Source organism: Bradyrhizobium sp. 26S5, from assembly GCF_036923295.1.
Taxonomy (GTDB): domain Bacteria; phylum Pseudomonadota; class Alphaproteobacteria; order Rhizobiales; family Xanthobacteraceae; genus Bradyrhizobium; species Bradyrhizobium septentrionale.
The window spans coordinates 2,739,414-2,751,132 of the sequence record NZ_CP145948.1 but is presented as its reverse complement, the minus strand read 5'-3'; the positions used below and the strand labels follow the sequence as shown (position 1 = coordinate 2,751,132).

Annotated in this window: 10 protein-coding genes and 1 pseudogene; 8 read left to right on the top strand and 3 right to left on the bottom strand. The window is 66.1% G+C overall.

Going from position 1 to position 11,719, the window contains the following annotated elements:
* Positions 1-11: 11 nt before the first annotated feature.
* Positions 12-1,250, top strand: a pseudogene (locus tag V5279_RS12835) (SulP family inorganic anion transporter); the annotation flags it as partial.
* 157 nt (positions 1,251-1,407) lie between these two features.
* On the opposite strand, the gene V5279_RS12830 reads toward V5279_RS12835, so the two are convergent.
* Positions 1,408-2,406, bottom strand: a complete 999-nt coding sequence (locus tag V5279_RS12830; protein WP_338697798.1) for a LacI family DNA-binding transcriptional regulator — start codon at positions 2,404-2,406, stop codon at positions 1,408-1,410.
* Between the two features lie 109 nt (positions 2,407-2,515).
* Between V5279_RS12830 and V5279_RS12825 the strand changes: the two genes are divergently transcribed.
* The 4 genes from V5279_RS12825 (at position 2,516) to V5279_RS12810 (ending at position 7,287) form a co-directional block, all read left to right on the top strand.
* Positions 2,516-3,388: a phytanoyl-CoA dioxygenase family protein gene (locus V5279_RS12825; protein ID WP_338697795.1), complete on the top strand. Its 873-nt coding sequence runs from the start codon at positions 2,516-2,518 to the stop codon at positions 3,386-3,388.
* Positions 3,389-3,508: 120 nt separating this feature from the next.
* Complete coding sequence (locus V5279_RS12820) at positions 3,509-4,918, top strand: MFS transporter (protein ID WP_338697793.1); 1,410 nt, start codon at positions 3,509-3,511, stop codon at positions 4,916-4,918.
* Positions 4,857-5,717, top strand: a complete 861-nt coding sequence (locus V5279_RS12815; RefSeq protein ID WP_338697791.1) for a sugar phosphate isomerase/epimerase — start codon at positions 4,857-4,859, stop codon at positions 5,715-5,717. Before V5279_RS12820 ends, V5279_RS12815 begins: the two co-directional genes overlap by 62 nt.
* Before the next feature lie 58 nt (positions 5,718-5,775).
* Positions 5,776-7,287 (top strand): hypothetical protein, encoded by a 1,512-nt coding sequence (locus V5279_RS12810; protein ID WP_338697789.1) that lies wholly within the window; start codon positions 5,776-5,778, stop codon positions 7,285-7,287.
* A 14-nt stretch (positions 7,288-7,301) separates the two neighbouring features.
* Here the strand turns inward: V5279_RS12810 and V5279_RS12805 are convergent, their stop codons facing one another.
* Both V5279_RS12805 and V5279_RS12800 read right to left on the bottom strand, forming a co-directional pair.
* On the bottom strand, positions 7,302-8,153 hold the full coding sequence (locus V5279_RS12805) for a division plane positioning ATPase MipZ (RefSeq protein WP_035976103.1): 852 nt from the start codon (positions 8,151-8,153) through the stop codon (positions 7,302-7,304).
* 213 nt (positions 8,154-8,366) lie between these two features.
* Positions 8,367-9,155, bottom strand: coding sequence for a crotonase/enoyl-CoA hydratase family protein (locus V5279_RS12800; RefSeq protein ID WP_338697785.1), 789 nt, complete (start codon positions 9,153-9,155; stop codon positions 8,367-8,369).
* Between the two features lie 102 nt (positions 9,156-9,257).
* On the opposite strand from V5279_RS12800, the gene V5279_RS12795 reads away from it, so the two are divergent.
* The 3 genes from V5279_RS12795 to V5279_RS12785 all read left to right on the top strand — a co-directional run bounded on the left by V5279_RS12795 (position 9,258) and on the right by V5279_RS12785 (position 11,659).
* The gene (locus tag V5279_RS12795) at positions 9,258-9,827 is read left to right on the top strand and encodes a TetR/AcrR family transcriptional regulator (RefSeq protein WP_166298021.1); all 570 of its coding nucleotides are present in this window, start codon (positions 9,258-9,260) and stop codon (positions 9,825-9,827) included.
* Positions 9,828-9,864: 37 nt separating this feature from the next.
* Entirely contained in the window at positions 9,865-10,623 is a 759-nt protein-coding gene (locus V5279_RS12790; protein WP_338697782.1) for an SDR family NAD(P)-dependent oxidoreductase, read from the top strand.
* A 112-nt stretch (positions 10,624-10,735) separates the two neighbouring features.
* Complete coding sequence (locus V5279_RS12785) at positions 10,736-11,659, top strand: glutathione S-transferase family protein (protein WP_338697780.1); 924 nt, start codon at positions 10,736-10,738, stop codon at positions 11,657-11,659.
* The last annotated feature ends 60 nt before the right edge of the window (positions 11,660-11,719 follow it).

Sequence of the window (11,719 nt, the reverse complement as noted above, 5' to 3'; positions counted from 1 at the left end):
CGGTCATCCCCATGCCTGACGGCTCCTCCACGGCACATCTCTATCGTCCCAAGCTCGTCACCACGCTGACCGAAGGGTACGGCGTTGCGGCCTTCCGGCATGATGTGATGGCCGGACTGACGGTGGCGGTGGTGGCATTGCCGCTCTCGATGGCGATCGCGGTGGCTTCGGGCGTGACGCCGGAGCGCGGGCTGTTCACCGCCATCGTCGGCGGCTTTTTGGTCTCCGCGCTGGGCGGCAGCCGCTTTCAGATCGGCGGACCGGCCGGTGCCTTCATCGTCCTCGTCGCCGCAACGGCCGCGCAGTTCGGCGTCGAGGGCCTCATGCTTACCGTGCTGGTGTCCGGCCTGATGTTGACCCTGATCGGCGCCTCGGGACTTGGATCGCTGATCCGCTACATCCCGCACCCCGTCACGGTCGGCTTCACCTGCGGAATCGCGGTCACCATTCTGGCGAGCCAGCTGCGCGATCTGGGCGGGCTGACGCTTGCCGGTGCCGAGCCCGGGCCGCTTCTGCCGAAGCTCGCAGCGCTCAGCCACGCGCTTCCGACCTTGAGCTGGTCCGCGCTCGCGATCGGCGCCGGCTCGGCGGCCGTGATCTTCGTGCTGCGCGCGGTGAAGCCAACCTGGCCGGCGATGCTGATCGCAATCGTGCTCGCGTCGATTGCGGTCCTGCTGCTGCATCTGCCGGTCGAAACCATCGGCAGCCGGTTCGGTGAAATCCCGCGCGGCCTGCCGGTGCCGCATATGCCGGAGTTCTCGTGGGCGCTGCTGCTGCAAATCCTGCCGGCGTCGCTCTCCTTCACGCTGCTCGGCGGCGTCGAGAGCCTGCTCTCGGCAAAGGTCGCCGACAGCATGACCGGCCGCAAGCACCGCTCCAACATGGAGCTGGTGGCGCAGGGCATCGCCAACATCGCCTCCGCCCTGTTCGGCGGCATCAGCGTCACCGGCACGATCGCGCGCACCGCGACCAATATCCGCGCCGGAGCACGCAGCCCGCTGTCCGGCATGATGCATTCGGCCTTTCTGCTGTCGTTCATGATGCTCGCCGCGCCGCTTGCCAGCTACATTCCGCTCTCTGCGCTGGCCGCGGTCCTGGTCGTGGTGTGCTGGTACATGGCAGAGAAGGAAGAATTCCTGCGCCTGATCAGGGATCGACGCAGCGCCGCGGTGCTGCTCACGACCTTCGCGCTGACGGTGTTCAAGGATCTGACCTTCGGCATCATCGCGGGGTGCCTGGTCGCGGCAATGTTCGCCGGCATCGACCGCTGGACCGCAGACAAGAAGGGCTAGGCCGCTCCAGCATCGTTAGAGCTTCGGTTCTGATTGAATCAGAACCAAAGCTCTAGATTCTTGTTTTGACGCGTTTTCTTCACGCGAACCCGTGTCCACTTCGCTCGAAAACGCCCTAGCCGCTGTCGCGCAGTACCAGCTCGAAGCCGAGATCGATACGGCGCTCGCCGCCACGCTCCAGCGTCAGCGTCGCCGCGGTGCGGCCGATCGCATCACCATGCACGCTGATCGTGCTCAGCGTCGGCGAGATCAGCTGACCTATTTCGAGATCGCCGAGCCCGATCACGGCGACCGGCTGCGCCGATGCTGGCCCCTCGCGCAGCACCCCGGCCTTGCGCAGCCCCGACATGAAGCCGATCGCATGCGCATCGTTGGCGGCAAACACCGCATCGACACCAGGCAGACGGGCATGCGCCGCCACGCTTCCCGAATCCTTGCGGTCCAGGATCAGCCGGCGCGGCTCGGCAAGGCCGCTTGCCAGGGCCTCATCCCTGAAGCCAAGCCAGCGGCGGGTGCCGCGCGGATCGTCGCCGCCGATGAAGGCAAGCTGCTTGCGTCCCTGCGCGACCAGATGTTTCGCGACGGCAACGCCAGCCTTGTAATTGTCGAAGCCCGCGACCGCGTCGATCGGGTTTGCCGGCAGATCCCAGGTCTCGACGATCGGGATGCGCGCATTGCGCAGCAGGCGGCTGCCCTCCTCCGTGGCGGGTGAGCCGACCATGATGATCGCCTCGGGCCGCCGTGACAGCAGCGCCGCCAGCACGCGGTCCTCGCGCACCGCGTCGTAGCGCGACTGCGCCAGGATCACCGAGAAGCCGAGCGGCTCGAGCTTGTCGGAGAGGCCCTGCACCGTGTCGGCGAAGATCGAGTTGGCGATGGTCGGCACCAGCACGCCGACCGAATTGGTCCGCGCGCTCGCCAGCGCGCCCGCCACCAGGTTCGGGACATAGCCGAGGTCGCGCATCGCCAGTTCGACCCGCGCCCGGGTCTCAGGGGCGACCAGGTCGGGCATCCGCACCACCCGGCTCACCGTGATCGAGGAGACGCCGACACGCTTGGCCACCTCCGAGAGGGTGGGCGCGGCGTCCGCTGGGCCAGTCCGGGGGGCAGTCACATCGGAGCTCATGGACCGACCCTGCACGATTCCGGATTGCCAAGCCATTATGTTAGCGCTAGCATCACCTCATGTTAGCGCTAACATGGAACAAAATCGGAGAAACAGCATGATTTCGGACGAGCAGGCCGAAGCCTACAAGCGCGACGGGGTGATCGTGGTCCCCGAGGTGCTCAACCAGGAGACCCTCGCCAAAGTGCGCACGGTGCTCGCAGAGCTGGTGGCCGGCGCCGCAAATGTGAGCGAGCATACCGACGTCTACGACCTCGAGCCGGGCCATACGCCGGAGACCCCGCGCGTCCGCCGCATCAAGGCGCCGCACAAGGTGCACCCGATCTTCGACGAGATCATCCGCAGCCCCGCCGTGATCTCGATCCTGACCAGACTGATCGGCCCCGGACTTCGCCTGCACGGCTCAAAGCTCAACATGAAGTCGGCGCAATACGGCTCGCCGGTCGAGTGGCATCAGGACTGGGCGTTCTATCCGCACACCAATGACGACATCCTTGCGATCGGCGTGCTGCTCGACGATTGTGATATCGAGAACGGCCCGATGCTGGTGACGCCGGGATCGCACACCGGCAGCACGATGTGGGATCACCACGGCGAGGACGGCCACTTCGCGGGCCTGATCGATCCGGACCAGATCGAGGGCGACATCAAGCGCGCGATGCCCTGCATGGGCAAGGCCGGCAGCATGTCGTTCCACCATGTGCGCGCGCTGCACGGCTCGGCGACCAACACATCGGACCGGCCGCGCAACCTCCTGCTCTATGAAGTGGCCGCGAGCGACGCTTGGCCGCTGATGGGCGTGAAGGATTTTGACGAGTTCAACAGCCGCCTGCTGGCCGGTCCTCCGGTGGTCGCACCGCGGCTCACCGACGTGCCGGTGCGGATGCCGCTGCCGCCGGCCAAACGGCAGGGATCGATCTACGAGACCCAGTCGGCGGCGAAGAAATCCTACTTCACGCGCGCCGCTTAAGACCGACGACAATGCCCGCGGGCCAAGCCGCGGGCATTGCTGCTTTCACGGGCATGATCCGGAACCACGCGACCGCGCTCGATCAAAACGACCATAAAAACAGACATAACGGGGAAACGAATGACCAAGATGGCAAGAGAGGGTGCCAGCACATCGCGCCTGCGTGTGATCCTGGCCGCAAGCATCGGCTCCGCGCTCGAATGGTACGACTTCTTCCTCTACGGTACCGCGGCCGCGCTGGTGTTTGGCGAGCTGTTCTTTCCGAAGAGCGATCCGGTCGTCGGTACGCTGCTGTCGTTCCTGACCTTCGGCGTCGGCTTCGTGGTGCGGCCGTTCGGCGGCCTGGTGTTCGGCATCCTCGGCGATCGCTATGGCCGCAAGCCGGTGCTGGTCGCGACGCTCCTGATGATCGGCATCGGCACCACCGCGATCGGCCTCCTGCCGACCTATGCGCAGATCGGCGTCTGGGCGCCGATCCTGCTGGTCGCGATGCGCGTCATCCAGGGTCTTGGCGCCGGCGCCGAGTATGGTGGTGCGGTGATCTACCTGGTCGAGAACGCGCCGCCGAAGCATCGCGGCTTCTGGGGCGGCTTCGCGCCACTCGGCGTCTCCGTCGGCAATCTGCTCGCCGCCGCCGCCTTCGCGCTGGTGACGATGCTGCCGCGCGAGGACCTGATGAGCTGGGGCTGGCGCCTGCCCTTCCTGGCGAGCTTCCTCTTGATCGTCGTCGGCATCTTCGTCCGCATGCGGATCACCGAGACGCCGGTCTATACCGAGGCGGTGGTCGCGCGCGGCAAGGTCGAGAGCAATCCGGCGATGGAGGCGCTGCGCCGGCATCCGCGCAACTTCTTCGTCGTGCTCGGCGCCCGCATGGCCGAGAACGGGCTCGGCTATTTCTTCCCGGTGTTTGGGCTGAGCTACGTCATCACCACGCTGGGCGTGCCGAAAGCCGATGCGCTCAGCGCCTTGATGCTGGCCTTCACTGTCGAGCTGTTTGCGATCCTCGGCTTTGCGGCCTTGTCGGACCGGATCGGACGGCGGCCGGTCTACATGTTCGGCGCGCTGGCCGGCGTCGCGCTCGCCTTCCCGTTCTTCTGGATGGTCGGCACCAAGCAGTGGATCATGATTGCGCTCGCCTTCATCCTGGCGCGCCGTGGTGACGGCGGCGATGTTCGGGCCGCAGGCGGCGTATTTCGCCGAACTGTTCCCGCCGCAACGCCGCTTCGCCGGCTTCGCCTTCGCGCGCGAGCTCGGTTCGCTGCTGTCGGGCGGCCCGGCACCGTTCGTCGCCACCGCGCTGGTGGCTGCCTACGGCACCTGGTGGCCGGTCGCCTGCTACGCGATGTTCCTGTCGGCCTGCACGGTGGTTGCGATCTGGATCGGGCCCGAGACCTATCAGGAGAACATTGCCGCCGACGCGAGCGAACAAGCCGAGCTGCCCGCGGCGCTCCCCGCGCGAGCCTGATCGGTGGCGCAGCAACTGCGTGTCCTGCAGTCGCTCTGGGCGATGGAGCGACGGCTGGCCGATGAGGGCGAATGGCCGCTGCAAACCCAGCTCGCGATGATCCGCGATGCCGGGTTTGACGGCGCCGGCGTGCGCTTCATCGATCCCGCCTTCGCCCGCGAGGTGACGGGCTTCCTTCGCGCGCACGGCATGATCTGGCAGGCGCAATGCTATCCGAAGGGCGTCGACGACCTGAAACGGGTGCTCGAGCTGGTGGCGCAGCTCGGCGCCGATCATGTCAACCTGCAGCCGGACATTCGTCTGCGCCGGCTCGCCGATTGCATTCCCCTGCTCGAAGGCTGGCGGCGGCTTGCCGCGGAAGCCGGCGTTGCCGTGCATGTCGAGACCCACCGCGACCGCATGACGACCGACCTGTTCTTTACGCTCGATTTGCTCGACTGCTTTCCCGATCTGCGGCTGACCGCCGATCTCTCGCACTATTTGGTCGGGCGTGAATTCGCCTGGCCGGTCGACGACGTCAACCACGGCATGATCCACCGCATCCTCGACAATGCCTGGGGCATCCACGGCCGCATCGCGAGCCGCGAGCAGGTCCAGATATCGCTCGGCTTTCCGCAGCACCGGGGCTGGGTGTCGCTGTTCATGGACTGGTGGGACTACGCCATCCGCTCCTGGCGCAAGCGTGCCGGCCCCGATGCGACCCTGACCTTCCTGTGCGAGCTCGGTCCCCCGCCCTACGCCATCACCGGACCCGACGGCAGGGAATTGTCCGACCGCTGGCAGGACGCGCTGGTCATGAAGGACATGATCCGCGCACTGTGGGAGCGCATCACGAACGAGCCGCAGGGCCCGTTGCCGCGTTGATTCGAACGGGCCGCGGCGGCATTCTGAACCGACCCAATCCGGAACGCCGCGAGGGCCCGTGCGCGACCACTGCGCCTACCCGCTTCGATGCCTCGCATCCGTTGCCGTCTCGGCCATGGCCGCCTTCGTCTGCACAACGGCGACCGCGGCGGAGCTGAGGCTCGACGTCGCGACCATGCCGCGCGTCGCGACGATCGACCCGCGCTTCCATTCCTACAATATCGAGATGGTGGAGGTGACCGGCGGACGATTTTGGAAGCCCTATGCAGCCGCCAGGACGCGTTCGCGTCCAGACGCGGAGCGGTTCGCGGCGCGTACGCCGATCGATCTGCATGATGCCAGGCTGCGAAAGCTCGCCGCGGCGCTCGCTCCGGCTTATCTCCGCATCAGCGGAACCTGGGCCAACAGCACGTTCGTTGCGGAGTCCGAGACGCCGCCATCCGCGCCACCGGCCGGCTTCAACGGCGTGCTGACAGGGCAACAATGGCGCGACGCGATCGATTTCTCGCACGCCGTCGACGCGCCCATCGTCACGTCCTTTGCGATCAGCGCCGGCACGCGCGACGCTGCGGGACAATGGCTTCCCGAGCAGGCCCGCCGCTTTCTCGACGTCACACGATCGGCCGGCGGCCACATCGCCGCAGCCGAGTTCATGAACGAGCCCGATCTGCCGGCCATCGGCGGCGCCCCCGAGGGTTACGACGCCGCGGCCTACGGCCGGGATTTTGCCGCGTTCCGCGCCTTCATGAAGGACACCGCGCCTGACGTGACGATCCTCGGCCCGGGCACGATCGGCACAGGTGCGGATGCTCAAGCGCTGTTCGCGGCAACGGCTGTGGGCATCGACACGGTCTCCTATCATCACTATGGCGCGCTCTCGGCCCGATGCGCCGGCGATCGCACGCCGAAGCGAGCATTGTCGGACGAATGGCTGGCACGCTCCGGCAAGACATTTGGCTTCTACCAGGCGCTGCGCGATGAGCTTGCACCGGGCAAGCCGATCTGGCTGACCGAGACCGCAGAGACTGCGTGCGGCGGCAACCGCTGGGCCGCGACGTTCATCGATACGTTCCGCTACCTCGATCAGCTCGGGCGCCTCGCCAAGGCCGGCGTTCAGGTGGTGATGCACAACACGCTTGCCGCGAGCGACTATGGGCTGCTCGACGAACGAACCCATCTGCCGCGGCCGAACTACTGGGCGGCGCTGCTATGGCGCCGGCTGATGGGAACCACCGTGCTGGATGCCGGCATCGCCGAGCGTCACGGCTTCCACGTCTATGCGCACTGCGCGCGCGACATGCCGGGCGGAATTGCCCTGCTCGTCATCAACAATGATCGGCGGATAAGGCGCAAGCTGACGCTGCCGGCCGCCTCGCAACGTTACACTCTGGCGAGCGCCACGCCCGCAGACGGCAACGTCCAGCTCAACGGCGCGACGCTTTTGCTTGGGACCGCGGACCGGATTCCCGCGCTGCACGGCGACGCGACCGCTCCCGGGACAATGGTCTTCGCACCCAGAACGATCACGTTTCTGACCGTCGCCGATGCCGGCAACACCAATTGCCCGTAGCCCCCGACGCCGTCTTACGCGGCGTCGCGGCCGGCGTCGGCGGATTCGAGCGGGCGTACCACAAGATGGCCGAGCATGATCGCGGTCATCAGCCGCTCCATCTCAAGCCATGCGGTGACATGCGACATGGTCGGCCGGCCACCACGCGCGAACTGATCGATGTCGTCGATCGCCGTCAGTCCGCGCGGATAGAATTCGCGGAAGATCACCCGTTCGGCCAATCCATCGACCAGGCGGAAATTCAGCGTCTTCGACAGCTCGCTCAGGGCCTCGCCGACCAGGCGCTTGTTGCGCGAGCCGAGCGTGGAGAGACGGTTGCGTAGCACCACCCATTCGAACGCCGGCAGCTCATGCGCGCTGCGCTCGCGCCGCGCTTCCTCCACCATCTTCGAATAGTGGCTGATGCCGGTCACCTTGAAGTCGTTCGGATCGACGGTGCCGAGCACGTCGAAATCGAGGAAGCTGTCGTTGAGCGGCGTGATCAGCGTATTCGCCAGCGAATGCGTGAACGTCGTCAGATAAGTGTCATGGCCGGGGCAGTCGATGACGACGAAGTCATGCGACCGGCTGAGCCGCTCGACGATCTCGGCAAGCGCGCTGCGGCCGAGCGTCTCGACCTCGCTGCTCCTGCCGCCGACCGTCTCGAAGCACATATGCGTCGGGATGCCGAGATCGAGCGAGGACTCCCGCGCCCAGTCGCGCCGGTTCTCGACATAGTGCGTCAGCGACTTCTGCTTGTTGTCGAGATCGATGGTGGCGACACGCTGACCCGCCTTGATCAGCGCGATGGCGACGTGCATGGCAATTGTCGACTTGCCCGAGCCGCCCTTGTTGTTCCCGACGACGATGACGCGTGCGCTTGTCATGAGATTCCTCACCCGACGCTGGAGTCAAAGCAGGACGCAATTGAATTTAAGTATGGAATCGAATCTCACTGATTCGACGAATCTCGACAAGAGTCGTCGCACGATCGTCGTGATCGAAATTGATGCGGCTGCGACATCATTGTCACAACCACAACCTTGTCAGAGCACGTACCGTGAACGCAATGAACGCGCCCGGGAATAGCATCCCTGCCGCTAACGTCCCTGAAACACCGCGGAGCGCCGTTCGACAAACGACTTGATGCCTTCGGCCGCATCGGCGGTGTTGAGCACGCGCTCGCGGATCTGCGGGATGATTGCGATCGCGGCCTGCTCGCCGGCTTCGATGAACTTGCGGCCCGCCTCCTTCGTCACCTGGATTCCGAGCGGCGCGTTGCGCGCGATGATCGCTGCCAGTTCCATCGCACGTTCGATCTGCTGACCGGCCGGCACGACTTCCTGCACGAGGCCGATCCGATGAGCCTCGGCAGCGGAGAACTCGTCGCACAGCAGCAAATGATACATCGCATCGCCCCACCCGGCGCGGCTGATGTAGCGGAAATGCGCGCCCGCCAGCGGCGCGATGCCGCGCTTCGCCTCCATCTGGCAGAAACGGCTGTCGTCCGCGGCGACGACGATATCGCCGGCAAGCATCATCTCGATGCCGACGGTGAACACGATGCCCTGCACCGCCGTGACGATCGGCTTCCGGCACCGCTTCGACAAGCCGAACGGATCGACATTGCCTTCCGGCAACGGCTTGCGCGATGCGCTCGGACCGAAGAATTTCGGCATGTCGAGGCCCGCGGTGAAACTGCCGCCGGCGGCGCAGAGCACGCCGACCCAGAGGCCGTCGTCATTGTCGAGCAGCGTCAGCGAGTCGGACAGCTCAGTCATCATCTCCGGGCTGAAGGCGTTCTTCTTCGCGGGATTGTCGATGATGATCTTCAGGATGCGGTCATGCCGCTCGTGACGGACCCGCCCTTCGCTCGCGCTGCCGGACATCTGCTCCTCCCTGCTTTGTGACTGATAAAATTCTGGATGATACTTGTCATTCAGATGTATGATGGCCATAATCCAGAAAGAGAGTCAAACGGGGGCTGCGAGATGGGCCATTCCCAGGCCGACAAGGCCAGGAGCCGCGAGCGCATTCTGAACGAGGCGGCGACGCAGATCCGCGACGCGGGGCTCGACGCGCTCAGCATCGGCAGCCTGATGCAGCAGGTGAAATTGACCCATGGCGGCTTCTACGGGCACTTCGCCTCGCGGTCGGACCTGATCGCCGCGGCGCTGGAACAGGCGCTGAATGCAGGCGAAGCGACGGCGCGCGCGTCGCGCGATCCCGACAAGCCGGTCAGCGTCAATTCACTGGCACGAAGCTATCTCAGCCGCACCCATCGCGACTCCCGCGAGACGGGTTGCGCGATCGGCGCGTTGATCTCGGATGTCGGCCGCGCCGACGAGCAATGCCGCGCGGTGATGGAACCGCACATCGAAGCCTTCATCGCCAAGGTCGCTGATGCGTTCGGCGATGATGACGATGCCCGCGCAATCGTGGCGGTGAGCGCAATGGTCGGTGCGCTCGCGGTCTCGCGCGTCCTCACCGATCAAAAGCGGTCCGACGCCATCCTGCGCACGGTGCGCGACCGCATCGTCGCGATGGCCTCGGACGAATGATTTCGCCCGCACCGCGGGCAGCATGATGGAGAGAGCCATGAACGACCGAACCGCGCTCGAGCCGACCGCCGTGCAGGGAAGCGTGCTGATTGCCGGCGTCGGCGCATCGCACGGCCTCGGCGCCGCGATCGCGCGGCGCTTTGCCGCCGGCGGCTATCCCGTCGCGATCGCCGGCCGCAATGCCGAGAAGCTCGCCGCGACCGCCGCCGAACTCGCAGCTGATGGCGCCAGGGTCGCCCATGTCGTGGGCGATGCTTCGATTGCCGCGGATGTGGCCCGCTTCGTCGAGGCTGCCGGGAAGCTCGCGCCGCTTGCGATGGCCGTGCACAATGCCGGCTCGAACCGGCCGGCACCGTTCCTCAAGGTCAGCGAACAGCGCTTCGAGGAGCACTGGCGCGAACATGCGCTCGGCGGTTTCCAACTGGCGCAGGCCGCGATCCCAGCTTTGCTGGCGCGCGGCGGCGGCACGCTGGTCTTCACCGGCGCCAGCGGCTCGCTGCGCGGCAAGGCCAATTACGCGCCGTTCGCTTCGGCGAAGGCCGCGCTGCGCGCGATGGCGCAGAGCGTGGCGCGCGAATTCGGGCCGCAGGGCATCCATGTCGGCCATGTCGTGGTCGACGGCGGCATCGAGGGCGATCGGCTGCTGAGCATGCGTCCGCAGTTGAAGGACGATCGCGGCCCGGATGGGCTGCTCAACATCGCGGCCATCGCGGAGGCCTATTGGGTGCTGCACCACCAGCATCGCAGCGCCTGGACACTGGAGCTCGACCTGCGGCCGTGGGCGGAGTCGTTCTGACGGCCCAGCGCCACCGTCGTTCTCCAAGGGAAATCGGTTGCGATCCGCCGAAATCTTGTCAGGCTATACGACAAGGTCCGGGGAGATCGCACCCATATCCCAGGAGGAGGCCATGTCGCAACCCACGCCAATCCTGCATCATTTCGATCAATCGCCGTTCTCCGAGAAGATTCGCGTCATCTTCGGATTCAAGAAGCTTGCCTGGAACTCGGTGCGGATTTCCCGGATCATGCCGAGGCCGGATCTGATGCCGATGACCGGTGGCTATCGCCGCACTCCGACGATGCAGATCGGTGCGGACATCTACTGCGACACCCAAATCATCATCCGCGAGCTGGAGCGGCGCTATCCAACGCCGACGCTGTTTCCCGCAGGCAATACCGGGATGCCATGGGCGCTCGGCATGTGGACCGACCGGCCGTTCTTCCAGAACACGGTGAACCTCGTGTTCGGCTTCATCGGCGACAAGGTGCCGCGGGATTTCATCGAGGATCGCGAGAAGCTGCGCGGCGCCAAGTTCGACGTTGCCGCCATGACCGCGGCGCTGCCGCAGATGCGCGACCAGTTCCGCGCCAATGTCGACTGGATCGAGGCGCAACTCGGTGACGGCCGACCGTGGCTATTCGGCGAGTTCAGCCTCGCTGACGTCAGCGCCTACATGAACGTGTGGTACGCGCGGCAGAGTGTCGCCACGATGGACGAGATCATGAAGCCCTTGCAGCGCGCTGCGGCCTGGGAGGCGCGCATCCGCGCCATCGGCCACGGCACGCGCACAGAGATGTCGTCGGGCGATGCGCTCGAGATCGCGGCGAAGGCGCGGCCGGAGTCGCCCGTTTTCGGCGACCCTGCGGATCCGAACGGTCGCAGGCCCGGCGACGTCGTCGACGTGACGCCGGATGACTACGGCAAAATCCCGGTGCGCGGCGAGATCGTTTCGCTGTCGGCGCAGCACATCGCGATCCGCCGGTCCGACGAACGCGTCGGCGAGGTCGTGGTGCATTTCCCGCGGGCCGGCTTCCTGGTTGTCCCGGGCTGATCGCCGCTGGCGAAGCCGCCGAGTGCACGGCCGCGCGCGGAAACGCTGCGTTTCGCAGCG